The organism is Kitasatospora sp. NPDC058170 (assembly GCF_042883905.1).
In the GTDB taxonomy this organism is placed as follows: domain Bacteria; phylum Actinomycetota; class Actinomycetes; order Streptomycetales; family Streptomycetaceae; genus Kitasatospora.
The window spans coordinates 1-24,107 of record NZ_JBHVUV010000060.1; the positions used below are offsets into that span (position 1 = coordinate 1).

The following is a 24,107-nucleotide window of genomic DNA, read 5'->3' on the forward strand; positions in this document are numbered from 1 at the left end:
GAGCCGGCCCCCGCCGCCCGGCCCGCCCCCGCCGCCCGGCCCGCCCCCGCGGCGCAGTCCGCGTCGGCCCGGCCCGTCCCGGCCTCGGCCGGCGCGATCCCGGCGGGCGCCGACGTCCCCGCCGCACTGCGCGGTCCGATCGAGGACGCCGCCCGGCGCTGCCCCGAACCGGAGATCACCCCGGTCCTGCTGGCCGCCATGCTGAAGGCCGAGAGCGGGTTCGACCCGAAGGCCGCGCACCCCCAGTCCGGCGAGTACGGCATCGCGATGTGGACGCCCGCCGTCTTCAACGCCTGGGCGCAGGACGGCGACCACGACGGCGCCAAGGACTACCTCGACCCGGCGGACGCGATCGCCTCGATGGGCAACTACGTCTGCTGGCTCGATCAGCAGTTCAAGCGCCGGGGCCTGGCCGGCAACCTGTCCGCCCTCGTCACGGCCGGCTACCGGACCAGCGACAAGACCGTCGCCGACACCGGCGGCGTACCCGAGCGGGTGAAGGCGCACGTCGCGAAGGTGCTCGGATACCTCGCCGAGTACGGCGGCTGACCAGCGCGGTTACCGCCCGCGGGGGCTATGGGACCGGTCACATCCGCGGCGGTCCCCGGCGGCGTCGCCCGGTCGCGAGGGGGCCGGTCTGCGATGCTCGGCCGCATGTTCACGAAGCTCCGCGCGGCCATCGCACAGTGGACCGTCGTCGTCCCGGTGGTGGCCTTCGTCGTCCTCGTCCTGACCTGGCACCGCGACCTGCCCGGCTGGGTGGTGGGGCTGGTGTCCTGCTTCCTGGCCGGTGCCGTGCTCGCCGCCGTGCACCACGCCGAGGTGATCGCCCACCGGGTGGGGGAGCCGTTCGGCTCACTGGTGCTCGCGGTCGCGGTGACCGTCATCGAGGTGGCGCTGATCGTGACGCTGATGGCCGACGGCGGGGACAAGGCCGCCACCCTGGCCCGGGACACCGTGTTCGCCGCCGTGATGATCACCTGCAACGGCATCCTGGGCCTGTCCATCCTGGTCGCCGCGTTCAAGTACCGGGTGGCGGTGTTCAACGCCGAGGGCACCGGCGCGGCCCTGGCCTGCATCGGCACCCTGGCCACGCTCAGCCTGGTGCTGCCGACCTTCACCACCAGCTCGCCGGGCCCGCAGTTCTCCTCCACCCAGCTGATCTTCGCGGCGACCGCGTCGATCGTGCTGTACGGGCTGTTCGTCGCCACCCTGACCGTCCGGCACCGGGACTACTTCCTGCCGGTCACGCCGGAGGGCAAGGTGCTGGACGAGGAGGACCACGCCGGCCCGCCGACCGCCCGGGCGGCCATGACCAGCCTGGTGCTGCTCGCCGTCGCCCTGGTCTCGGTGGTGGGGCTGGCCAAGAGTGTGTCCCCGACCATCGAGTCCGCGGTCTACTCGGCCGGTCTGCCGTCCTCGGTGGTCGGTGTGGTGATCGCACTGCTGGTGCTGCTGCCGGAGACCATCGCGGCGCTGCGGGCGGCCCTGCGCAACCGGGTGCAGACCAGCCTCAACCTCGCGCTGGGCTCGGCGCTGGCGAGCATCGGGCTGACCATCCCGGCGGTCGCGGTGGCCTCGGCCTGGCTGTCCGGCCCGCTGGTGCTCGGCCTGGGACCGTCCCACCTGGTGCTGCTCTCGCTGACCGTCGCGGTCGGCACGCTGACGGTCATCCCGCGCCGGGCGACCCCGCTGCAGGGCGCGGTGCACCTGGCGATCCTGGCGGCCTACGTGGTGCTCGCGGTGAACCCCTGAGCTGTCCGAATTGTGGCCCATGCGGGCTGATTGTCTGACCGGACCAACCTCGCAATCCGGTCATCCGCCCGTGCGGGCGGCGTACCGACCGCGGGTCGGGGAGCGGCCGCAGGGTGCCTCGCAGGGCACCCGGCGGCCGCTCCGTCGCGGCAGGGTGCGAGGATGGCCCGGACCGCCCCCGACGGCGGACCTCCGCCGACCGGCCGCCCCCACTACCCCGGGGCGGCCCGATCAGGGCACACGGCGACGAGGTCCGCGCTCCGTACCCCGGCAGCCTTCCCGGTGTGGCGCCTCCCTGCCCTCACTCCCTCACACCGCGAAGAAGACGCACCGTGACGCACTGCACCCCCATGCCCGCACGCAGCCCCAGACCCGGCGCCCCCGGACCCGGCAGCGCCCGGTCCGCCGGACGCACCCTCCCTCCCCGGCGACCCCGCAGCGCCCCCGCACCGCTGCGCGCCGCCGCCGCACTCGGCGCCGGCGGCCTGCTGCTCTCCGGCTGCGCCGGCGGGCCGGCCGTCGAGCCCGGCAGCCAGGCCGACCTGCGCGCCCGGATCCCCAAGGCGGTCAAGGCCGCCGGGGTGCTCCGGATCGGCTCCTACCTCAACTACGTCCCGGTCGACTTCAAGGACCCGAACGGCGCCCCCGCCGGGCTGGACCCGGAGCTCGCCACCGCCATCGGCAACTACCTCGGCCTGCGGGTCGAGTTCGCCGACATGGCGTTCGACAAGCTGATTCCGGCCGTCCAGTCCAAGCAGCTCGACCTGGCGATGTCGGCCGTCATCGACACCAAGCAGCGCCAGCTCGGCGCCGCCGACGACGGCCACCAGGTCGACCCGGGCGTGGACTTCATCGACTACTTCCTGACCGGCACCTCGATGGTGGTCAAGACCGGCAACCCGCTGAACCTCAGCACCCTGGACAGCCTCTGCGGGCACGCCGTCGCCGTCCAGCGCGGCACCATCCAGGACGAGCAGGCCGGCCGCCAGAGCGCGGCCTGTCTGCGGATCGGCAAGCCGCTGCAGATCCGCCAGTTCGAGGACGACGACCAGGCGCTCGCGGACGTCGCCGCCGGGACGGCGGTCGCCGAGCTCAACGACTACCCGGTGGCGCAGTACAACACCACGCAGCCGCAGCGCGGCGGCCGGTTCCAGCTGGCCAGCACCCACTTCCTGCAGTCCGGCCCGTACGGCATCACGGTGGCCAAGGACAACACCCAGCTGCGGGACGTGCTCGCCAAGGCCCTGGACCAGGTGATCCGCGGCGGGGAGTACGACAAGATCCTCACCAAGTGGAACGTCCGGCCGGGCGGCGTCTCCAGCGCGGTGGTCAACGGCGGTCTCTGACCGGGCCGTGCCGATCGGGCCCGTGCGACCCGGCCCGCACTGACCGGGTCCACGCGACCCGTGTCATGCGACCCGTGTCGTGCGCCCGCCCCGGTGGCCGGTATTGACCGGCCATCGGGGCGGGCCCGCGTGTCGGAGCGCGAGCCGGGCCGCCGCTGTCCCTATCGTCTGAGACCGCTGGGACCGTCGGGACCGCCCGAGTCCAGCCGGGTCCAGCCGAGTCCGCAGCCGATCAGACCCCTGGAGTGCGCGATGCCCGGCCCCGAACAGCAGTTGACCGTTGGCGGTGGCCCCGGCCGCCTGGAGGACGGCGCCGACGTGATCGTGGTCGGCGCGGGCCCGGCGGGCTCCACCGCCGCCTACCACCTGGCCCGCACCGGGCTCGACGTGCTGCTGCTGGAGAAGTCCGCCTTCCCCCGCGAGAAGGTCTGCGGCGACGGCCTGACCCCGCGCGTCGTCAAGCAGCTGACGGACATGGGCGTCGACGTCTCCGAGGAGGCGGGCTGGCTGCACAACCGGGGGCTGCGGCTGGTCAGCGGCCGCCACCGGCTGGAGCTGGACTGGCCGGAGCTGTCCGCCTACCCCGGCTTCGGGCTGGTCCGGCGCCGTGCGGACTTCGACGAGCTGCTCGCCCGCCGGGCCGCGGCGGCCGGCGCCCGACTGATCGAACGGGCCAATGTGGCAGGCCCGTTGGTGGACGAGCGGAGCGGGCGGATCATCGGCGTGACGGCCCGCCTGGGCGACCGGAAGCAGCCCGTGGAGTACCGCGCCCCGCTGGTGGTCGCCGCGGACGGCAACTCCACCCGGCTGTCGCTGGCGATGAAGCGCTACCGCCGCACCGACCGCGCGATGGGCGTGGCCTACCGGACGTACTTCACCACCCCGCGCCACGACGACCGCTACCTGGAGGCCTGGCTCGACCTGCGCGACCCGAAGAACCCGCAGCGGCGCGTGATGCCCGGCTACGCCTGGGTGTTCGGGATGGGCGACGGCACCGCCAACATCGGTCTGGGCGTGCTCGACACCGCCGCCGTGGCGGGCGAAGTCGACTGGCGGGAGCTGCTGCGCAGCTGGTGCGACGGACTTCCGCCCGAGTACGGCTACACCCCCGAGGCCGTCACCGAACCCGTCCGCGGCTCCGCGCTGCCGATGGGCCTCAACCGCCGGCCCCACTACGCCGACGGCCTGCTGCTGGTCGGCGACGCGGGCGGCACCGTCAGCCCCGCGACCGGCGAGGGCATCGCGTACGCGATGGAGTCCGGCCGCTACGCCGCCGAGACGATCGTCCAGGCGATGGCCCGCCGCACCGACCGCGGCCGCGAACTCGCCCTGCACGCCTACCCGCAGGCGCTGCGCTCCGCGTACGACGGCTACTTCGCGCTCGGGCGCCTGGCCGCCCGGGTGCTCGCCCGGCCCCGCCTGCTCGGACCGGCCGGCGCGCTGGGCCTGAGCAGCCCCGCGCTGCTCCGGGCGGTCTTCCGGCTGATGGTCAACCTGACCGAGCCCGACTCCCGTGACGCCCTCGACCGGCTGCTGCACGTCCTCGGCAAGGTGGCGCCCAGCGGCCGGTGACGCCGGTGACGCCGGTTCGGCCGGTTCCGCACGAGCCGCCGTCGTGGGTGCCCCGGCGGCCGTCCGTGCGGGGGTTGGCCGAAAGCCGAGATTTCTCCGGACCTGCGGGCCAGTCCTGTTGACGAAGGATCAGCTGATCCGCTTGCCTAGGTGGCGACCTGGACACGGAGGGTGACGGATCATCCTCCGGCCGCCCTGCCCCCGATACGACGGAGACACATCGTGCGCCTTCGCCTTCGCCTGCTCGTCGCGCCACTCGCCGCGGCCATCGCCCTGATCGTCCCGAGCCTGCCGGCCTCGGCCGCCGACGCGGCCGCCGCGACCGCCACCCCCTCCGACGAGTGCTCGACCGCCGACTACCAGGGCGACGCGCGGCTCGGCCCCGAGGACCTGCCGACCACCGGCCGGGTCGGCCGCGAGCTGATCGGCTACCAGCGCACCGGCACGCTCTCCGCCGACCAGTTCCTCGCCACCTACTACAGCCCCACCGCGAACAACGGCAGCCCCGGCTGGATCTACCCGCCGGCCAACGGCTACGTCACGCTGCCGGACGGCACCCCGATCGAGTTCGAGATCACCCTCTACCCGAACCAGAACATCGACCGCTACGGCAGCGAGTACGGCAGCTTCCTCGCGCCCGAGGGCCTGCCTTACGGCACCCGGTCCATCCCGCCGCAGAGCCTGGACAGCAACCCGGCGGCTCCCTGCAACTACCACGACTACAAGGTGCTGAAGCCGTTCAAGGTGCACGCGGGCCCGATCGCCCCGTGGTTCGGCCAGCCCGGCTACGGCCTGCAGTACCAGCTCGACGCGGCCCTGGTGCCGAACGGTCCGGCCCGGCTGAACGTGCTGTGGCTGGTGGACAACGGGTACCTCGCCCGGATCTGACGCGGGGCCGGTGTGACCGGGCCCGTCCCCGGTCACCGCCGGTCACCGGGGGCGTGTTCGGGCGTCTGCGGCCTGCGGAAATTCGCTGGCGCGCGGGCGGCGGGCCGGGATAGGAAAGGCGCATGAGCACCATCGAGCCCACCACCGAGCAGCGCGCCTTCCGCCCGACCACCCTGGAGTTGGGCGACGCCGTGCTGCGCCCATGGGGCCGGGGCACGACCGTCCGCGGTGGAGCGGCGGCCGGCCTGGTGGCCGCGGCCGCCGATCCGGCGATCGCCCTGTGGAACCCGATCCGCGCCGCCGACGAGGCCGGGGCCGCGGCGTACCTGGAGCGCTGCGACGCAGGCTGGGAGAACGGCAACACCGCCGCCTTCGCCATCCTGGGCACCGGGGGCGACGAACTGCTCGGCAACATCGCGCTGCGCTGGACGGACCGCGCCGACGGCCTGGCCATGATCGGCTACTGGCTGCTCCCCGCCGCCCGCGGGCGCGGTCTCGCCACCCGCGCCACCCGGGCCGTCACCAGCTGGGGCATAGCCGAGTCCTGGGCCCGGCGGATAGAGATCGCCCACGCGGTCGGCAACGAGGCCTCGTGCCGGGTCGCCGAGCGCTGTGGCTACCCCGCCGAGGGCACCCTGCGCGCCTCCCACCGCTTCGGCGACGGCAAGTACCACGCCGAGCACCTGCACGCCCGCCTCGCCGAGGACCCGGAGCCTGCCGACCTGCCCGCCGTGTAAACCTGCCCGCCGTGCGGCCGCCCCCGCCGTCCGCGATCGTGCCCGGCGCAGATGGTCACCGTGCGTGCCGTCGCTGTGCGGTGGGCGCTACATCGGATCCGCCGACTCTCCGTATCGGGCGGGGGAGGGGGGTCCGGGCCTAACCTGGAAGAGCACGGCCGGCGCACGGCGTGCGGGCGGTGGCCGCACGGGTGCGAAGCGGTACGGCGCATGGGACGGACGCGTTTTGGAAGGTGTTCGGAAGCTCCTCGCAGACGCTTCCGAGGGGCTTCGGAACGGGAGAGGTGGGCCATGACGGTCATCTCGGCGGCACTCTTCGGCACCGACTGGCGCCCGGCCATGCCCGGTTCGGCCGAGCTGGTGCGCGAGTGCGCCGCCCGGGGCTGGACGGTGGTGCTCACCGGGCCGGGCCCGGCCGGGGCCCGCGCCCTGACCGTGACCGCCCCCGGATCCGATCCGCTGAGCGCGGGCCTCAACCTGGTGGACGGCACCGCGTGCCATGCGGTCTGCGTCGCCGGCAGCGTCCGCGAGGTACGGGAGGCCTGCCGGATCGGCGTCCCCTGCGTCGCGGTGGCGGCCGGCGGTGTCACCGGACCGGAGCTGCGGGCGGCGGGCGCGGCCGAGGTGCACCGCGACACCAGCGCCCTGCTGCAGGTGCTGGACGACAGTCTGCTCGCCCGCCCCCGGGCCTTCGGCCCGGCCGCGATGAGCGGTTAGCGCCCGCACCGGGCGCACGGCTGCACCGGGCAACCGCCGGGTGCCAGGACGTCACCGGAAGTGTCGGAGGTGACCGAGATGGACGGACCCGCCTTGAGCGGACGGGAGCGGCGGCTTCTCGACGAGATCGAGGGTGATCTGCGCCAGGACGCGCGCCTCGACCGGCGGCTGAGCACGATGGGTGCGAAGCGGCCGAGCCGGTTCCGGGGCACGCTGCGCGGCCTCGCCCGCCGGATACCGTCCGGCGTGGTGATGACCGCGCTGGTGCTGTCCGCGATCTGCCTCAGCATCGGCGTGCGGACACCCACCGCGCCGGTCCTGACGGCCCTCGCCCTGGTGTGGGCGTTCGGGGTGGCCGTCTCGGTCGGCGTCGTGGTCCTGCTGCGCCGCCGTCGCACGGGCGGCCACGAGCGCGGCGGGCCCGGCGAGCACCGGCCCTGGGACCATCCGGAGGCATGATGACCATCGACCTGTGGGAGTACCGCCCGGGCTCCCACCACGCCGCGGACCTGAGCCTGACCGGCTACGAGGTGGAGGCGACCGACGGCCCGCTCGGCCGGGTGGAACACGACGCCGGCGACCACCTCATGGTCGACACCGGCCCCTGGGTGCCGGGGGCCCGGGTCCTCGTCCCCGTCGGGCTGGTCTCCCGGATCGACCACCTGGAACTGGTCGTCCACCTCGACTGCCCGCGCGCCCGGATCCGCTCCGCCCCGCCGCCCTCGGCGGTCGAACTGGGCGGCCGCGCCGCACTGGACGCGCACTACCGGGAGTGAGCGCGATGCCCCGGCCCCGGACCACCCTCACCGTCCGGACCGTCGCCGTCCTGCCCGGTCAGCCGCGCGCGTCCACGTCCGAGAACTTCAGCGTCACCTGGTGGCCGGGCGAGTCGATCTGCGCCTGGAAGACCAGCTCCACGTCCACGTGGACGGACACCTTCGCCAACTGCTGATCCCAGTCGGGGTCGACGACGACCACCTCCTGCTCGGTCAGACGCGGCTCCGTCTTGAACATGAACCCCTCCAGGACGGCCTCCGCGTCCACTCTCACCTCTCCCAGGCTGAGGCCGTGCTCGTAGGTCTCCACGGGGTGCCACTCGACCGTCCCGAGCGTCGGCCTGACCTCCGACAGCGAGGCGTAGGCCACGGACGACATCAGCGGCACGTGTTCGTGGACGGCGTCCAGTGTCCGCCCGCCCGCGGTCGACTCGCCCGAGAACCGTGAGCAGGCGTGGGCCACGGCATTGCGCAGTGCACTGTCGAGGGACTCTTCCGGCTCGGGCTCCGGTTCGACCACGAGCACCCGCAGCAGAACCGTGCAGGAACGCCCGTCGCGGCCGTGGGCGGTGGTCACACCGACGTTCGGGTGGAGGTTGAACAGCGAGGGGTTGGCACGGCCCGATCTGTCGAGCACGACGGTGATCCGCAGCGGGTCCCGGAAATCCGGGCGCGCAGACCACTCGGGCCAGGTCCGACCCTGGACGGTCAGGGTGCGGACCTCGATCGGCACGCGGTGACCGGCCGTGCTGAGGTGGCCGTACCAGTCCCCTGCGGAGTCGTGCGGTCCGGTGCCGGGTGTGGTGTGAAGGGCGACCGTAGGTGCGAGGAAGGCGGTCAGATCGCGCCCGACCTTCTCCTTGAGCTGCCTCGCGGACGATCCGGGGCGCTGCGCCGGGTAGCCGTCGGCGAAGCTGATCAGTGCCAGCAGGGCCACGTGGAGCTCCCCGTCGGACACTCCCGGGTAGGGGCCGTTCAGGCAGTCGTCCACCCAGCGGCACACCTCGTCGTAGATCGCCCGCACGTGTGGTGGACGGTTCTTGAGCGCCAGGGGGTTGCGCATCAGGACGGGAGCGGGCCGCCTGGAGTCCCGGGAGTGAACGATCGTGGTGCCGAACGGAGGGCGCGCGAGGAGGCCGGCGACGGCGTCCAGGTCGAACAGGTCCGGTCCGCCCGCCACACCCGTCGAGGCCAGGCGGTTCAGGGAGTCGGCGAGCGGCAGGGAGCGGCCGGCCAGGTGCGTGTCCGGCAGGGCGCCGAGGACGTGGACGTTCGCGTCCGGCGCACGGGATCGCAGGGCCGCCGCCGCCTCGGAGGCGTCGGAGCACGCCTCCAGCAACAGCACGAACTGTTTCGCGGGGGCGGACTCGAACAGCCTGGCCAGCCTGCGGAGTGGAACGTGCTCCTCGTGGCGGGACCGGGACCGGGAGCTGGACTCGGCCAGCAGCAGTTGGACGTCCTCGGCCAGCGGGTCGCTCTGGCTGTGCCCGGCGAAGTACACCAGGACGGTGTCGTCCGCCTGGACGCACACCCTCTCCAGGGTGTCGAGCACTTCACGCCGGGTGGGGTCGAGCAACGTCCAGCAGCGATCGGCGGGGAGGTTCCAGCCGGCCGGGGACGTGAGGAGGTAGTGCATGCCCTCCACCGCCGGTCGGGCGCCGGGAAGCACGGGTCGGGACGGGGACCGGGACACGCCGATCAGCAGCGCCGCGCTGCGGTGCGGGTCGGGAAGCTCCGGGCCGACCGGCACCACGGCGGCGCTGCCGTCGGCGCCGCTTCTGCCGGCCGCGGCCGCCCGTAGCCTGCGCCCGCCGTCCAGGACGGTCAGCAGCTCCTGCGAGGCCAGCGCGAACGGCTGCAGCTCCGCCGGGAGGTCGTCGGTGTCCTCGACCGCGACCGCCGCCAGGGCCCGGCCGGGACGGGGGCGGTGGGTGGCGACGTAGCGGGTCAGGGCGTCCTGGACGGTCCAGGCGTCGTGGCGGGTGAGCAGCGGGGCGAGGGCGGCTCGGGCGGCGCCGGTGTAGGTGAGCAGGGCGGGGCCGTCCTGCGTGACCCGGACGTTGAGGAGGCCGCTGGTCATCACCTCGGCGAGGTCGCTCACGGTGGCCTCCGGCACCGCCTCCTGCCGGATCAGCTGGAGCAGCGGGAGGCTGAGCCGGCTGAACGGGCTGCCCAGGGCCGCCAGCCGCTTGGCGGCGGGGGAGGCGGTGTGCAGGAAGGCCGCCGTGCGCTGGGAGGCGTCGGGCGGGGGCGCCGCGTGGGCGGCGAACGGCGAGCTGAGGACGCCGGACTCGGGGACGAGGACGGCGTCGTACCCGGCGGGCGCCCCGCGCATCACGCCGGCCGCCCAGCGGCGCAGCGAGTGCGGGGTGAGGGAGACGGTCGGCAGCGCCACCCAGCCCTGCTCGCCGCCGAAGAGGCCGCGCACCATCAGCGGGACGTCGAAGGAGAGTTCCGTGTTGTGGGCGGAGGGCGTGCGGTGGCGGACCCGGACGGCGGGCTGGTCGAGTGCGGTGGTGCCCCAGAGCCGGGCGGGCAGCGGGTTGAGCAGGACGACCGGGGTGGAGGCACCCCAGCGGCGCAGCAGCTGCCACGGCTCGGGCCGCCGCCAGCCGGGCGCGGTGCAGTCGGACAGCACGATGACCAGGCGCCGGCCGCCGGGTGCGGTGATCCGCCCGCCGGCGACCGGGCGTCCGCGCGGGTCGGTGAGGCGGGGCTCCGGTCCGACGGTCAGCCGCAGCGGCCGGATCCGGCGGAACGCGCCGAGGCCGGTGAGCAGGGCGGTGAACTCGGCGACGGTCTCCCGCCACACCTCCATGGTCGGATGGGTGTCCACCAGGAGGACGACCTCGAACCACGGCTCCGGGGTGGGCCCGAGGACCGGGACGAGCTCGCCGCCGTTGGCGTACTCGCGCAGGGTCGCGTCGAGGTCCAGCGACCGCCGGGCACCGCGCGGGTGGCGGCGCTTGAACGGGCGCAGGGCGCGGCCGAGTTCCAGGGCGTGCGGCAGCGACCGGCCGGCGGCCACCTCGACCGGGCGGCTGTCGGGCACCGGTCCGGTGGGCAGCGGCAGGTTCTCGAACAGCGGCACACCGCCGCCGCCCTCCGGTGTGCCGGCCGCCGCGGGGGCGGGCGGGGGACCGGCGCCCTCCTTCGGCGCCGGGTCCTGCGGCGGCCCGGCGGGCTCGGCGGCGGGCGGGCGGGCCCCCGGCGAACGCTCCGGGCCGCTCCCGGCCGCGACCGGCGCGGCGGCCAGCCACAGCGCGTCCGCCAGCGCGGTCGCGTCCGTGTCCGGGGGAAGGAGGCTGCTGAGGGCCTCGACGAGCGCCGAGACGCTGTCACGTTCAGGCACTGGAGAGGTCCCGCAGCATCAGCCCGAGCAGCCGGTCCCGCTGGTCGCCGGTCGGGGCCTGGTCGTCGGTCACCAGCCGGACCGCGTTCAGCAGCTGGTCCACCGCCAACTGCTCGCCCCGGCCGACCCGTTCGGCGAACGCGGTGATGAGCTCGGCGGCCGGGCCCAGCGCGTCCACCCCGGCCCCGAGGTGGGACTCGACCGCGCGGCGCAGGGTCTCCCGGGTCGGGGTCGGCATGTCGTAGCGGATGCAGCGGCGCAGGAAGGGGGCGGGGAAGTCGCGCTCGCCGTTGCTGGTCATCACGATGAAGGGGAAGGTCGTGCACTGGACCTTGCCGCGCTTCACCAGGTGGGTGGTGCGCCCCTCCCACTCGCGGACCCGCGCCTCGTGCCGGGGGTGGCGGACCAGTTCGGGGATCTCGAAGCGCCCGCTCTCCAGGACGTCCAGCAGGTCGGCGGGCAGGTCGATGTCGCTCTTGTCGATCTCGTCGACGAGCAGCGCCCTGGGCCGGTCCCCGGGCATCAGCGCCGTTCCCAGCGGGCCCAGCTGGAGGAACGGGGCGATGTCGGCGTGGCCGGACCGCCGGGCGGCGCGGCCGCTGCGGCCGGACCGGGGACCGGCGGGGGGCGGCTGGATCCGGAGGGCGTGGATGTGGCCGAGCGCGTCGTACCGGCAGAGCGCCTCCGGCAGGGTGCTGCGGGAGGTGATGTGCCAGCGCAGGGGCTCGCCGAGCTTCAGCTCGGCCGCGACCTGCTCGATCACGGTGGACTTGCCGGTACCGGTGTTCCCCGTGATCAGCAGCGGGCGGTGCAGGTACAGGGCCGCGTTGACGGCGTCGGTCAGCCCGTCGGGCGGCAGGAAGGCCCGGTGCGCGTCGCCGCGGGTGAAGCTGCGCCACGGCGGCGGGGGAGCGAGGGTGACGTCGCGTGGCTCTCCGTCGCCGCGGTAGTAGGTGTTCCAGGACATCAGGTGCTCCTCGGGGCGGCGGGCGCGTGCTGGTCGTAGCGGGTGCAGAAGTCGAGCCAGTCGTGGTCGTGCCAGGCGGAGCGCAGGTCGGCCAGCTGGACGAGGTGGCCGTCCGTCACCGGGTCGCGGTCGCCGCGGCCCTGCCAGCGGCGGCGGTAGGCGTCGCCGAGCCCCTCGGGCAGGCTCTCCCACAGGTGGGTGAGACAGGCCCGTCTCTCCTCGGCGAGGTCCGCGTCGTGGTCGGCGTCCGTGCAGGGCCAGAACAGGATGGGCGTGTAGGGCAGGAAGGCGGCGGCCAGGTCCTGGAGCTGGGGCGGGCGGCGGCCGATCCCGACCGCCCGCTGGTAGGCCCCGGACTGCAGTGCCTCGGCGAGCTGCTCCGCCCCGGATTCGGCGGGGTCCACCCAGTCCACGGGTGCGCACCGGTCGAGCGGCTGCTGTTCCATCTTCTCCAGCAGGGCGCGGGCGTGTTCGTTCATGCCGCGCAGCCGGGCCGGTACGACGAGCCGGCCCGCCCAGCGGAGCGTCACCGTGGCGTTGACACCGAGCCGGAGGATCCCGACCCTGGCCCGCTCCGGGTGCCAGTCCAGCAGGACGGGGGCCGCCGCCACGATGTCGACGTGCCGTACCAGGGAACCGGGCGGCAGCAGGCGCTCCGCCCAGTCGACGACCTCGGGCAGCGCCTGCTCGACGCCGGTCTGGTCGGGCCGGCACGGGAAGTGCCGGTGGTGCAGGCAGTCCGGCCCGTCCCGCAGGCAGGCGGACAGCGAGTCGGGCCAGTCGACCTGGGCCGCGTGCAGGCTGACCACCAGCCGCAGGGCGCGCTCCTGCCGCTGCCGCCGGTACGTCTCGCGGACGGTGTTGAGGCCGATCGGGTCGCCGGTGTCGCGCGCCCAGCGCCGCACCCGGGCGTCCGACAGGTCGTAGTGGCAGGCCTCCGCCATGGCGACCACGTACCAGGCCAGGGCCTGGTGCGGTGAGCCGTCGGACGCGGCCGGCGCGCGCAGGGCGGCGTGTTCCAGCAGGTGCTGCAGCAGCGGGCGGCCGGTCAGCGAGCCGGGCGGCCGGACCGGCGGGGCGCCGCCGGTGGCCCGGTGGCGGTTGAACTCGGCGGCCAGCCGGCGCAGCAGCGGGGTGGTCAGGGCGGTTCCGGCCAGTTCGACGAGCAGGGCGCCGGTGTCCATCGCGGCGACCACGCCGTCCGCCACCTCGCCGGCCCAGCGGGCGGCCGGCGGTGCGCCCGGACCGCGGCCCTGTGCGGAGAGGTCGAGCAGCGCCTGCCTGGTCCAGCCGCCGGGCGCGGCCGGGCCACCGGACGGGGCGTCGGGCCGGCCGCGCAGGGCCCTGGCGAGGTCCTCGGCGCCGATCGCGCCGACGGCGGCGGAGGGCCTCCAGGCGCGCCGGCGGCGGTTCAGCGCGAGCCAGAGCGGACCGTCGGCGTCGGCGTCGCCGTCGTACTCGACGGCGTGGACGTCCTGGTCGTCCAGCTCCGGTGCGATCCGCAGCTTCAGTGCGCCGGGGCGGAGCTGGTCGCCCTCGCCCGGCAGCCCCTCGCGGAGCAGCGCGGTCAGCGCGCGGCTGAAGTCGAGCCGGAACGCCTCCTGCTGGACGCCGCTGGCCAGCAGGGCCGCCAGGCGCTTCCGGCCGTTCCGGAAGCCGCCGGTCAGGGCGCCGGTGCCGGGCACCCCGGTCGCGGCATGGCAGGTGTCGAGCAGCGCGATGACGCCGGCGACGCCGGGGTGGTCGGTGGCCCGGTCGAGCAGGGCGGCCACGTCGATCGACCCGTCCACCGTGTCGGGGAGGCTGTCGGCGGCCATGTACCAGAGCGGCCCGCCGGTGGCCGGGGTCTGCCCGTGGCCGAGCAGGGCGAGGACGAGGGTCGCACCGGCCTCCCCGGCCGCTCGGACGGCGGCGCGGACGGCGTCCTCGACCTCGCGCCAGGTGACCGTGCCCGACCGCAGGTGGGCGGGGTCGGCCGCCGGGCTGGGCTCGCAGCCGCCGATGCCGGGGTCGGTGAGCACGTCGAACAGCCCGTCGGCCACCGTCTCCAGGTCCGTCAGGTGCGGCATCGCCGTGCACTGGGTGGCTATCAGGAGGAGGTGACGGACCGGCGGCTGCCAGGCCTCGCTCATGACCGCGCGGCGGTCAGGGCCGCCAGCGTCTCCATCACCGGCCCCGCGACCTCTTCGCGCCGCAGGTACCTGGTGGCGTCGTGGGACCAGAGCGTGGCCGACTCCAGCCGGTGCGGGGTCGGCCGGATCCCGGCGGAGTTCGGCGAGACGGCGTCGGCCAGCCTGCGCTTGGGCACCACGACATCGTCGCCGTCCCGGAAGTCGGCCCAGGCGGCGACGGACTCCGGGGTGGCCGGCGGGCGCGGCCGCAGCAGCGGCCAGACCACGCCGCGGGTGGTGATCGGCGAGCCGACGGTCACGAACAGGCTGACCGGACCGGTGTACTCGGCCAGTGACTCCAGGGCGACCACGGTGCCCAGCGAGTGCGCCAGCACGATCGCGGGCCGCGACGGGTCCAGGCAGCCGAGGACCCGCGCGCGGATCCGCTGGTCGAGGGTCCGCCCGGCGGCGTCCGGCTCGGCCCGCCGCAGGTAGCGGCCCGGCTGGGAGAGGATTCCGAGCAGCTCGACCCGGCTGAGCCGACGCGCGCCCCAGCTGAGCCCGGGGACAGCGGCGACGGCGGCCAGCATCCGGTTCAGGTGCCGCACCGTGTTCAACGTCCCCTGCGCCTGTTCGCCCGGCCGCAGTTGGGCGCGTACCCGGTCGAGGCCCCGGTTGCCGCGGTGCTCGGGCAGGGCCGCGAGCTCGTCGAGGAGCTCCGCCAGCAGGTCGAGCGTGAGCTGAGCCTGCTGGTCGTCCGACTCCCCGCCGCCGCCCGCGCCCTGGCCCGCTCCCTGGCCCTGGCCGGTGGTGAACAGGTCGCCGTAGTAGGCGAAGGAGGAGTCGGCGGACCAGTCCATGGTCAGCGCGGAGATCTCCGAGGCGTATCCGGCGGTCCGCGCCCCGTGCGCCAGCGCCTGTTTCCACTCGGCGAGTTGCTGCTGCGGCTCGCGTGGGCCGCCGATGCCGTGCACGAAGACCAGCTGCGGCTTCACCCGGTCGGTCGCCATCGTTCCCATCCCCCGCCCGCCGAACGTGCTGTCCCACCCACCACTCGCCGCCCGCCGCACCGGCGCCGAGGCCGTCCCGGGCGGGGCGAATGCGGGACAGAACAGTACCAACACCGGAGTGGGGGAGGTGACCTGATCGATCGACGGCTGTCGGTCGGTCCGCCACGCAGTTTGCCGCCACCCTTGATCAGCCCCTGCTGATCAGTCCCCGCTGATCAGTCCCCGCGGAGGCGGGCGAAGGCCGCCGTCGGCGGGCGGCCGGTGAGGGTGACCTCGGCCCGCAGCGGCGCGGTCAGCGGGCGGAGGGTGCCGTGGTCGGGGTCGCGGACCGGCGGGGCGAGCAGACCGGCCGCCGCCTCGGCGACCTGGCGGGACTGCAGCGGCGTCAGCTGCGGGGAGGAGAGCAGCACCCGGCCGTCGTCGAGTTCGAGGACGAGCGCGCGGGGGCGGGCCGACGTGCCGGTGAGGGCGCGGACGGTGGCGTCGACGGTGTCGCTGCGCCGGTACTTCACCCAGACCCGGCCGGCCCCGCGGGCGCGGTAGGCGGAGCCGGCGGCCTTGCAGACCAGGCCCTCGACGCCGGTGTCGGCCAGTTGTTCCATCCAGGTCAGCGCCTCCGCGCGGTCGGTGGTGGCCAGCACGGGCTGGATCGGCGGGGGGACGTCGGCGAGTGCGGTGAGCAGCAGCCGCCGGCGGTCGGTGAGCGGGAGGCGGCGGACGTCGCGGCCGCCGGGCAGGGCCAGGACGTCGAAGGCGATCAGTCCGAGCGCCACGTCCTCGGAGGCCCGGGACCGGCGGGTGCGCAGCAGTTCCTCGAAGGCGAACCGCCCGCCGCGCCAGGCGACCAGCTCCGCGTCCAGGACCAGCCCGGTGGGCAGCCGGGCGACGGCGGCGGCGATCGACGGGAACTCGGGGGCGAGATCCCGCCCGGACCGGGACTGGAGGTACGGGGGGCGCTGCCCGCGCGCGAAGGCCAGGCAGCGGAAGCCGTCCAGCTTCAGTTCGTACTGGACGCCCGCCCCGCCCAGCCCGTCCGCCGGGGGGACGGCCGGGACGGCGGCGGGGCGCATCACCTCCACGGGCGGGGTCAGGGGCGCAGCGGCGGTCGGGGTGGTCGGTGCGGCCGGGGTGCTTGCGGCGCTCGGGGCGGCCGCGGCGGGTGCTGCCGGTAGCGGGCGGGCGCGGGCCCGGTCCAGCAGCGGCGCCAGCAGGTCGCCCTGCTCCGCCAGCCGTTTCGGCACCTCGGCGATGGTGAACACCAGGTCCTCGGCCGACTCCGCTGCCGCCAGCTCCGCCCAGGACACCGGCGTGGAGACGGTCGGACGCGCCCGGGCCCGGACGGTGTACGGCGCGGCGGTGGTCTTCTTGGCGGCGTTCTGCGACCAGTCCACCAGCACCCGCCCGGTGCGCCGGGCCTTCGCCATGGTGTGCACGACCAGCTCCGGGTGCTCCGCCTCCAGCGCGGCGGCCAGCGCCTTCGCGTAGGCGGAGACCCGGGCGCTCGGCGTCGGCTCCAGCGGCGCCAGCAGGTGCAGGCCCTTGGAACCCGAGGTCTTCACCCAGGCCTCCAGTCCGTCCGCCGCCAGGCGCTCCCGCAGCAGCCCGGCCACCGTGCGGCAGGTGAGCACGGACGCCCCCTCGCCGGGATCGAGGTCCAGGACCAGCCGGTCGGCGCGGCCGGGCGCGGCGGCGTGCCACTGCGGCACGTGCAGTTCGAGGCAGCCCAAGTTGGCCGCCCAGAGCAGCGCCGCGCCGTCGTCGAGCACCACCTGGCGGAGCTCGCCGCTGTTGCTCGGCACCTCGACCGTGCGCACCCAGCGCGGTGTCCCGGCGGGCGGGTTCTTGGCGATGAACATCTCGCCCTCCACCCCGTCCGGGCAGCGCAGGAAGGAGACCGGGCGGTCGGCCAGGTGGGGCAGCAGTGCGGTGTGGACGGCGGCGTAGTAGCGCAGCACCTCGCCCTTGAGCGTTCCGGTCTGCGGGTAGTACACCTTGTTGAGGTGCGACAGGGCGAGGGTGCGCCCGTCCACGACCATCTGCGGCATTGCGGCCTCCCGTGGACCAGTCTGCCCGGGCCGGGGCCGCGGGGCGCGCGCTGCCGGCGGCCGGGCCTACGGCGCGAGCAGCGCCCGGGCCGTGCGGATCAGCACCTCGTCGGATCCGGGGTCGCGCTCGCCCGCGACCCCGGAGCGGAACAGCGCCGCGCCCTCGATCAGCATCACGAACACCTGCGCCCGGGCCCGGCGCACCGGCTCCGGCGGTGCGGGCTCCCGGCAGCCGAGGAAGGCGGCGACCTGCTCCCGGTACTCGGCGTAGAAGGCCCGGACGGCGTCGGCCACGGACGGGTCCCGGGCGGCCAGGGCCCAGAGTTCGGCGAACAGCCGGACCAGCCGGGCGTCGTCCTGCTCGGCCAGCAGCGCGCGGATCAGCTCCTCGTCGTCCGCCGTCCGCTCGACCAGCGGGGCCAGCCGCTCGGCCGACCGCCCGAGCACCCGTGCCAGGACGGCGGACACCAGGTCGGCGTGGGTCGGGAAGTAGTACTGGAGGTTCCCGAGCCGTACGCCGGCGGCCGCCGCGACCGCCCGCATGGACAGCGCGGCCCCTCCCGTCGTGACCAGCAACTCCTCTGCCGAGTCGAGCAGTTGCGCTCGCCGCTGGGCGCCCTTGCCGCCCCGGCCGGGGCGGGCCGCCGGGGAATCGGCCGGTCCACCGGTGCGGTCCTCACTGCTATCGCGGTCCCCGCGGCTTGGGCCGTCCGTGGTGCTGCTCATGCGGCGGCCTGCCGGTGGCCGGCGGGCGGGGTGTCCCCGGCGGCCCGGTCGCTCCCGCCGACGCGGACGGTGACGCCCAGCGCGGCGAGGTCGGTGGCAACGTGCTCGGGCCGGGGCGTCTGCTCGGGGAACGCCACACCCGCGGGCGGGGCGGCGCCGTCCGTGCCGAGGACCCGGCGCAGGCCCAGCAGTGCGCCGACCGCGGTCAGGTGGGCCTGCCCGGCCCGGTCCTCGACCTGTGCGCTCAGGCTGCGCCCGGCCCGGGTGACGTCGATCCGCACCCGTGCCGTGCCGCCCTCGCCCGGCGAGTACAGCAGGGCCCGGCGGGCCGGCTCCCAGCGGTCGCCCCGGCCCCAGCGGAAGAACCCGGCGTGCTTGGCGGCCAGCAGCGCGGTGGTGCTGAGCCGGGAGTCGAAGCCGATCCGGGTGCGGGCGGTGCTGGTGCCAAGGGTGAGCGGGAGGGTGAACTGCTCGGGGGTGTCGATTCCGGCGACCCTGGTGGGGGTGTCGCCGATCACCACCGTGCGCGGCCCGCTCAGCGGGGCGACCGTGTGGCGGCGCCCGTCCCGGACCACCTCGTAGTCCAGGCCCAGCCGGTCCATGAACTCCACCGAGTCGGCGCCCGCCCGGTCCGCGAGGTCCCAGCGGATGGCGATCTCGACGGTGTCGGCTCCGCCGAGGCGTTCCGCGAGCGCGGCGGTGACCAGGCTGGTGACGCCGCCCATCCAGGCCGAGGAGAGCAGGACCGGCGCCGTCGGCCGCACCAGGGCGGCCACGGTGGCGGCCCGCTGGAGCCGCGCGGTCCAGCGCGTCACGTCCACAAACGGCACCCCGGCGCGGGCGGCGGCCCGCAGCACCCGGTCGTCCGGATCGTTCACCACGCCGACCACGGCGCGGACGGCGGCCGTGAAGGGGGCAGGGTCGCCGAGGTCCCAGCGCCGGACGCCGGCGCCGAGCCGGGCGGCCAGCGCGGCCCCGCGCTGCTCGGAGCGGCCGGTGAGCAGGAGCGGCCAGTCGGGCGCCGCGAGCTGAGCCAGCTCCGTGCCGACGGTGCCGTATCCGCCGACGAGGAGCACCGGGCCCCGGGGGTCACGTACGAGTGCGTCATCCATGGAGTGAAGAATAGGTCACCTGACCTAAAAACCGGATCAGTGCGCGTTGCCGGGGCCCGGCCGGAGGGGGCTCACGGCCCCGGGGCGGGCCGGCGCCTCGGGGCCACCAGGGCGTGGGCGTCGGCCACCAGGTCCTCCACCCGGTCCCAGTCGACCGGCGCCGCGTCGAGGCGGACCCCGATCCAGCCCCGGTGGCCGACGTACGGCGGGCGGAAGAACCGCTCCGGCTCCCGCGCCGTCAGGAACTCCTGCGCGCCGGCCGCGGCCGGGCACCAGAAGGCCAGGCGGTCGTCGTGGTGGTGGTCGGCGAGCATCACGAAGACCCGGGCGCGCGTGCCGGTGCCCGCGAACCAGGTCGGCTCGCCGTGGCTGACCCGCTCGGACACCTCCGGGAGGGCCAGGCAGATCGCCCGCAGCCGCTCCACCGGGCCGGTCGGCTCCACCGGGCCGGTCGGGTCGGTCGGAGCGGTCGGGGCGGCCTCGGGCGCCACCGCCCCGGTCGGGTCCGGTGCACCGCCCTGGGCCGAGGCACCGGCCCGGCCCGCGGCGCGGGCCGGGCCTGCCGCGCGCGGCGAGTCCGCGGTGCGGGGCGGGCGGGCCACGACGGCCTCAGCCCGCCGAAGGGCGCGGGGCGCCCCGGTAGGTGCCGAAGTACCAGCGGTTGCCCTCCGGGTCCGCGGCGGCGAAGTCGCGCGACCCGTAGTCGGTCACCTGGAGGTCGGACGTGATCCGCGCCCCGGCGGCGACGGCACGGGCGTGCACCGCGTCCGGGTCCGCCGTCACCACGTAGGCGGTGAAGCCGCCCGGCCGACCCGGCCACGGCTCCGCGCCCGCCGGATCCTCCCGGTCGGAGCCCAGCATCACGCCGCCGCCCTCGGGCCAGGCCAACTCGGCATGGGCGACGAACTCGCCCTCGCCGTGGGCGACGACCTCCGTGAAGCCGAAGGCGTCCACCAGGAACCGGATCAGGGCCCGGGCATCACGCGCCCGCAGACTGGGCCACACCTGCGGAGCCGGAACGGCACTGGAAGCCGCACCGGCAGCCTTGCCGGAGTCCGCGGCGCGGTCGGGAGTGGAGTTCGGTGCAGTGGCCATGGGAGCCGGCCTCCTCGAAGCGGGTTCGCGCCCGGCCCTGCCGCCGGAGCGCGTCACTGCTCCCACTCTGGCGCCGGCCGGCCCGCCCCGCCTTGGACGTTTCGGAACTTCGCCGCGTCCGGCCCCTCGGCGGCCAGCCACGCCGTCGGCGCACACCCCGCCAGGGCGCGGAACTCGCGTGCCAGGTGCGCCTGGTCGAAGTAGCCGCAGCGCACGGCCAGTTCCGCGAGGCGGGGCGGCGGCAGCGGCCCGGCGAGCAGGTGCCGGGCCCGGTCGAAGCGGATCACCCGGGCCGCGGCCTTCGGGGTGAGCCCGGTCTCGCGGCGGAACCGCTCCTGGAGGTGGCGGGTGCTCCACCCGGTCTCCCGGGCCAGCTCCGCCACCGGCAGCGCCCCGCCGCTGCGCCGCAGCGCCTGCCAGGCCCAGAGCACCTCGGCGGGCACCCGGCCGGACGGGCGTGCGGCCCGCAGCAGCGCGCCGTCCAGCGCGGCGAACCGCTCGGGCCAGCCGGCGGCGCTCCGCAGGGCGTCCTGCAGCCGTTCGCCCACCGGTCCGAGGACGTCCCCGGCCGGCAGGTCGATCCCGGCCAGCTCGCCGGCGGGTACCCCGAACAGCGCCCGTGCGGCCAGCGGGTGCACCGCGACCTGGACGCCCGACTGCCGGCCGTCGTGGGTGATCAGGGCGGGGGCGGTGTGCAGGCCGCCGAGGAGGGTGTCGTAGCGGTCGGGCGGCTGGGCCGGGTCGGGGTGCCCGGCCACGACGAGCGGCTCGTCGAGCGTGACGATGAAGGTCAGGTACGGCGACGGCAGGCCGCGGTGGACGGCGGGGGCGATCCCGCGCTGGCGGTAGCCGGAGTACCAGGCGACGTAGGGGCGCAGGGCCGTCGCCGGCCGGGCCCGCACCGCCTCGTCGACGACGCCGGCCAGGTCCGCGGTCGTGCTTCCGGGGTCCGCAGTCACGCCCCCAGTATCGGCCGGTCGCGGGCCCGGCGTCGGCCGGGTGCGGGCCGGGGTGCGGGCCGGTCGCGGACGGGGAGCCGGCCGCCGGGCTCGCGGGTGGCCACCGTGTTGCTTATGGTGATCGCACAGTTACGGCAAGAAGTCGGGGGAGACCCGAGGAGGAGTCCCAGTGACCACTGCCCGAGACATCATGCACACCGGTGCCCAGTGCATCCGCGCCGACCAGAGCCTCGCCGAGGCCGCCAGGATGATGGCGGAGATGAACGTCGGCGCCCTGCCGATCTGCGGCGACGACCAGAAGCTCAAGGGCATCATCACGGACCGCGACATCGTGGTCCGATGTATCGCGGAGGGCAAGGACCCGGCGCAGATGAGGGCCATGGACCTGGCCGGCCACCTGCACTGCGTGCGTGCCGAGGACGGCATGGACGCGGTGCTGAAGAAGATGGAGCAGCACCAGATCCGCCGGATCCCGGTGATCGAGGGCGAGATGCTGGTCGGCATGATCAGTGAGGCGGACCTGGCGATGGGTCACCGCGACGGCCAGCGGCTCACCGACAAGCAGATCATCGAGTTCATGGACAGCGTCTACATGATGCGGTGACCGATGGCCGATTGGTCCCGGGGCCCTCGTGCGGCACGCTGCCGCGCGAGGGCCTCGCGCGTTGCCCGCGGGCTTTCCCCCATCTCGTATGCTGATAATAAAATTCTTGGCAGTCGAGATGGGGGAGGATCCCGCTCATGGGAAAGACCTACGAGAGAATCGACGGCCGGCTGCGGAAGTTCATCGAGAGTCAGCCCGTCTACTTCGTCGCCACCGCGCCGCTGGCGGCCGACGGGCACGTCAACGTCTCGCCCAAGGGGCGGTCCGGGACCCTCACCGTGATTGACGAACTCACCGTCGCCTACCTGGACTTCGGGGGATCGACCGCCGAGACCATCGCCCACCTGCGGGAGAACGGCCGGATCACCCTGATGTGGTGCGCCTTCGACGGCCCGCCCACCGTGGTCCGGGTGCACGGGCGGGGCGAGCCGGTGTTCCGGGACGACCCGCGGTTCGCGGGACTCCTCGGCCGCTTCGAGCCGGGCGCCGACGGCTCCGCCCTGCGGGCCATCGTCCTGGTGAAGGCCGACCGGGTCAGCGACTCCTGTGGGTTCGCGGTGCCGTTCATGGACTACCGCGCCGACCGCGGCCTGCACGAGGAGTTCTTCGACCGCAAGACGGACGAGGAGTTCGGCACCTACTGCGAGGGCAAGGACCACGTCGCCACCAGCATCGACGGCCTGCCCGGCCTCCCGCTCCCGCTGCCGCCCCGGCCCGCCTGACGGCCTGACGCTTCGTCAGGCCTGCCGTGCGCGGTAGAGGTCGCGCAGCAGGGCGATCTCGGCGCCGTGGTGGAGGAGTTCCTGGTTGACCCACCAGACGGTGTCGAGGAAGAGGTCCTCCGGATCGCTGCCGTACGGGTAGGTGCTGTGGCCGACGGTGTCGAGCGCGGCGTCGTCGGCCGCCAGCAGCGCCTCCCGCCAGGCCGTGGCGGCGGTGTCGAAGGCCGCGATCGCGGAGGCGGCGTCCCCGTCGGCGGGGTGGTCGTCCCGGGTCAGCCTGCGGCCGCCGACGGTGTACTCCGCGCGGAGCGCCAGCAGTTCGGAGAGGTGGCTGAGGCGCCACGCGAGGGTGGTGAACGGCGCCGGCTCCGGGTGCGGCGCGGGGGTGGCATCGCGGCCCCAGTCGCCCGCGCCGACCAGGAGGGTGGCCCGCGGGCCCGGCCCGTCGGTGCGTCGGCGGACCGACCAGCAGTCCGGCACCGGCTCCCAGAGGTACTCGTCGTCCGTCATCGGCCCGACCGCGACGTCCGTGCCGTTCCCGCTGTCCACGACCGGGCCGGTGAGGCGGTCGGTGAGCCGCTTGCGGGCGAAGTCGTACTGCTCTAGCAGCGGGACCAGGCGTGGCACTGTCGTCATCGAACGCTCCCGGGCGGCGGTCGGTCGGGTCTGTCGGTCGGGCATGTGGGTCGGGCGTGCGGGTCGGTTGTGCAGGTCAGGTCCGTCGGTGCGCACCCTGCCACAGCCGGGAGCTCCGGTGCGACGGGTTTTCCACCGGTGCGCCGACGCGGATCCGCCGGTGGGGACCGGTTCCGCCCGGCGGTCAGGAGGCGGGGGCGAGCCGGCGCCGGTACCGCACACCCGGCCGCCCGACCAGGGTGATGCTCTCGACGACCGTGAACCCGTTGCGTGCGAGCACCGCCCTGGACGCCGGATTGTCGAGGGTGGTGACCGCGACGAGCGTGGACAGCGCGTACTCCGCCCCGGCGAGTCGGCAGGCCTCCCCGACCGCGGCCGTGGCGACCCCCCGGCCCGTGGCGCGTTCGTCGATCCGGTAGCCGAGTTCGGCGCAACCGTCGCTGATGTCCACCAGGTTGACGCGGCCGATCAGCTCTCCCCGGTCGTCGAGGACGACGTGGAAACGGCACGCCCCGGTGTCCTGTTCGGCGAGCAGGTCGCGGTGGCGGGAGGCGAAGCCGGTGAAGTAGTCGTCCCCCCGGTCCGGCACGGACTGCGCGAAGTACGCCCGGTTCTCCTGCTCGAAGGCGAGCAGGGCGGGTGCGTGGTCGCTCCGGAGTCGCTCCAATGTCAACATGCAGATCAGCATATGAAAGACGAGCGCGCCCAACCTGGCCCGGGAGCAACGACCCTGAGGACCCGGCGTGCGGAACCCGGCACTCGGTGCCCCGGCGCCGACGGCGTGACCTGACGGTCACCGGCCCTGGAAACGCCACGACGCCGCTGTACCCGGGTCCGGTGTGGTTCCGGGTGGGTGCAGCGGCGTTGTCGTGTGGTGCGGGGGTGGTGCGGGGTGGTGTGGGGGGTGTTACTTGGTGAGGCCGGCCTTGACGGAGCAGACGGGCCAGGCGCCGGGGCCCTGGGCGGCGAGGACCTTT

At 75.1% G+C, this 24,107-nt stretch carries 23 protein-coding genes and 1 pseudogene; 11 read left to right on the forward strand and 13 right to left on the reverse strand.

Going from position 1 to position 24,107, the window contains the following annotated elements; all coding sequences use genetic code 11:
* The 9 genes from ACFVVX_RS36840 to ACFVVX_RS36880 all read left to right on the forward strand — a co-directional run.
* A partial coding sequence (locus tag ACFVVX_RS36840) for a transglycosylase SLT domain-containing protein (RefSeq protein WP_387952408.1) occupies window positions 1-549 on the forward strand: 549 nt, incomplete at its 5' end.
* Between the two features lie 105 nt (window positions 550-654).
* Entirely contained in the window at window positions 655-1,755 is a 1,101-nt protein-coding gene (locus ACFVVX_RS36845; RefSeq protein ID WP_387952410.1) for a calcium:proton antiporter, read from the forward strand.
* Between the two features lie 350 nt (window positions 1,756-2,105).
* A complete protein-coding gene (locus tag ACFVVX_RS36850) occupies window positions 2,106-3,101 on the forward strand; it encodes an ABC transporter substrate-binding protein (protein WP_387952412.1) in 996 nt (331 codons plus the stop codon).
* A gap of 252 nt (window positions 3,102-3,353) precedes the next feature.
* Window positions 3,354-4,673, forward strand: a complete 1,320-nt coding sequence (locus tag ACFVVX_RS36855; protein ID WP_387952413.1) for a geranylgeranyl reductase family protein — start codon at window positions 3,354-3,356, stop codon at window positions 4,671-4,673.
* A gap of 222 nt (window positions 4,674-4,895) precedes the next feature.
* Window positions 4,896-5,561 carry a TNT domain-containing protein gene (locus ACFVVX_RS36860; RefSeq protein WP_387952415.1) on the forward strand — a complete coding sequence of 222 codons (666 nt, stop codon included), beginning with the start codon at window positions 4,896-4,898 and terminating at the stop codon, window positions 5,559-5,561.
* A gap of 122 nt (window positions 5,562-5,683) precedes the next feature.
* Entirely contained in the window at window positions 5,684-6,298 is a 615-nt protein-coding gene (locus ACFVVX_RS36865) for a GNAT family N-acetyltransferase (protein WP_387952416.1), read from the forward strand.
* 291 nt (window positions 6,299-6,589) lie between these two features.
* Complete coding sequence (locus tag ACFVVX_RS36870; protein ID WP_387952418.1) at window positions 6,590-7,015, forward strand: hypothetical protein; 426 nt, start codon at window positions 6,590-6,592, stop codon at window positions 7,013-7,015.
* A gap of 78 nt (window positions 7,016-7,093) precedes the next feature.
* Window positions 7,094-7,474 carry a hypothetical protein gene (locus tag ACFVVX_RS36875; RefSeq protein ID WP_387952420.1) on the forward strand — a complete coding sequence of 127 codons (381 nt, stop codon included), beginning with the start codon at window positions 7,094-7,096 and terminating at the stop codon, window positions 7,472-7,474.
* Window positions 7,471-7,791 carry a PRC-barrel domain containing protein gene (locus ACFVVX_RS36880; RefSeq protein ID WP_387952421.1) on the forward strand — a complete coding sequence of 107 codons (321 nt, stop codon included), beginning with the start codon at window positions 7,471-7,473 and terminating at the stop codon, window positions 7,789-7,791. The genes ACFVVX_RS36875 and ACFVVX_RS36880 overlap by 4 nt, the downstream gene beginning before the upstream one ends.
* Window positions 7,792-7,849: 58 nt before the next feature.
* On the opposite strand, the gene ACFVVX_RS36885 is transcribed toward ACFVVX_RS36880, so the two are convergent.
* The 11 genes and pseudogenes from ACFVVX_RS36885 to ACFVVX_RS36935 form a co-directional block, all read right to left on the reverse strand.
* Window positions 7,850-11,143, reverse strand: a complete 3,294-nt coding sequence (locus tag ACFVVX_RS36885) for an SAV_2336 N-terminal domain-related protein (RefSeq protein ID WP_387952423.1) — start codon at window positions 11,141-11,143, stop codon at window positions 7,850-7,852.
* Complete coding sequence (locus ACFVVX_RS36890; protein ID WP_387952424.1) at window positions 11,136-12,110, reverse strand: AAA family ATPase; 975 nt, start codon at window positions 12,108-12,110, stop codon at window positions 11,136-11,138. Before ACFVVX_RS36890 ends, ACFVVX_RS36885 begins: the two co-directional genes overlap by 8 nt.
* Window positions 12,110-14,242, reverse strand: coding sequence for a hypothetical protein (locus ACFVVX_RS36895; RefSeq protein ID WP_387952426.1), 2,133 nt, complete (start codon window positions 14,240-14,242; stop codon window positions 12,110-12,112). Before ACFVVX_RS36895 ends, ACFVVX_RS36890 begins: the two co-directional genes overlap by 1 nt.
* Window positions 14,239-15,231, reverse strand: a complete 993-nt coding sequence (locus ACFVVX_RS36900; protein WP_387952428.1) for an alpha/beta hydrolase — start codon at window positions 15,229-15,231, stop codon at window positions 14,239-14,241. The genes ACFVVX_RS36895 and ACFVVX_RS36900 overlap by 4 nt, the downstream gene beginning before the upstream one ends.
* Window positions 15,232-15,446: 215 nt before the next feature.
* Window positions 15,447-16,301: a DNA ligase gene (locus tag ACFVVX_RS36905; RefSeq protein ID WP_387952447.1), complete on the reverse strand. Its 855-nt coding sequence runs from the start codon at window positions 16,299-16,301 to the stop codon at window positions 15,447-15,449.
* Between the two features lie 96 nt (window positions 16,302-16,397).
* Window positions 16,398-17,276 (reverse strand): annotated as a pseudogene (gene ligD / locus ACFVVX_RS36910) (non-homologous end-joining DNA ligase); the annotation flags it as partial.
* A gap of 66 nt (window positions 17,277-17,342) precedes the next feature.
* On the reverse strand, window positions 17,343-18,002 hold the full coding sequence (locus ACFVVX_RS36915; protein ID WP_387952430.1) for a TetR/AcrR family transcriptional regulator: 660 nt from the start codon (window positions 18,000-18,002) through the stop codon (window positions 17,343-17,345).
* Window positions 17,999-19,114: a saccharopine dehydrogenase gene (locus ACFVVX_RS36920; RefSeq protein WP_387952431.1), complete on the reverse strand. Its 1,116-nt coding sequence runs from the start codon at window positions 19,112-19,114 to the stop codon at window positions 17,999-18,001. The genes ACFVVX_RS36915 and ACFVVX_RS36920 overlap by 4 nt, the downstream gene beginning before the upstream one ends.
* A 71-nt stretch (window positions 19,115-19,185) precedes the next feature.
* Window positions 19,186-19,716 (reverse strand): MmcQ/YjbR family DNA-binding protein, encoded by a 531-nt coding sequence (locus tag ACFVVX_RS36925; RefSeq protein ID WP_387952433.1) that lies wholly within the window; start codon window positions 19,714-19,716, stop codon window positions 19,186-19,188.
* Window positions 19,717-19,723: 7 nt separating this feature from the next.
* Window positions 19,724-20,209, reverse strand: coding sequence for a VOC family protein (locus ACFVVX_RS36930; protein ID WP_387952435.1), 486 nt, complete (start codon window positions 20,207-20,209; stop codon window positions 19,724-19,726).
* A 53-nt stretch (window positions 20,210-20,262) separates the two neighbouring features.
* Entirely contained in the window at window positions 20,263-21,168 is a 906-nt protein-coding gene (locus ACFVVX_RS36935; protein ID WP_387952437.1) for a helix-turn-helix domain-containing protein, read from the reverse strand.
* Window positions 21,169-21,337: 169 nt separating this feature from the next.
* Here ACFVVX_RS36935 and ACFVVX_RS36940 point away from each other — a divergent pair, with 169 nt between their 5' ends.
* Both ACFVVX_RS36940 and ACFVVX_RS36945 read left to right on the forward strand, forming a co-directional pair.
* Window positions 21,338-21,772: a CBS domain-containing protein gene (locus ACFVVX_RS36940; RefSeq protein ID WP_387952439.1), complete on the forward strand. Its 435-nt coding sequence runs from the start codon at window positions 21,338-21,340 to the stop codon at window positions 21,770-21,772.
* A gap of 137 nt (window positions 21,773-21,909) precedes the next feature.
* Window positions 21,910-22,494 carry a pyridoxamine 5'-phosphate oxidase family protein gene (locus ACFVVX_RS36945; RefSeq protein ID WP_387952441.1) on the forward strand — a complete coding sequence of 195 codons (585 nt, stop codon included), beginning with the start codon at window positions 21,910-21,912 and terminating at the stop codon, window positions 22,492-22,494.
* A 15-nt stretch (window positions 22,495-22,509) separates the two neighbouring features.
* On the opposite strand, the gene ACFVVX_RS36950 is transcribed toward ACFVVX_RS36945, so the two are convergent.
* Both ACFVVX_RS36950 and ACFVVX_RS36955 read right to left on the reverse strand, forming a co-directional pair.
* On the reverse strand, window positions 22,510-23,130 hold the full coding sequence (locus tag ACFVVX_RS36950; RefSeq protein ID WP_387952443.1) for a DinB family protein: 621 nt from the start codon (window positions 23,128-23,130) through the stop codon (window positions 22,510-22,512).
* 184 nt (window positions 23,131-23,314) lie between these two features.
* Window positions 23,315-23,806 carry a GNAT family N-acetyltransferase gene (locus ACFVVX_RS36955; protein ID WP_387952445.1) on the reverse strand — a complete coding sequence of 164 codons (492 nt, stop codon included), beginning with the start codon at window positions 23,804-23,806 and terminating at the stop codon, window positions 23,315-23,317.
* Between the last annotated feature and the right edge of the window lie 301 nt (window positions 23,807-24,107).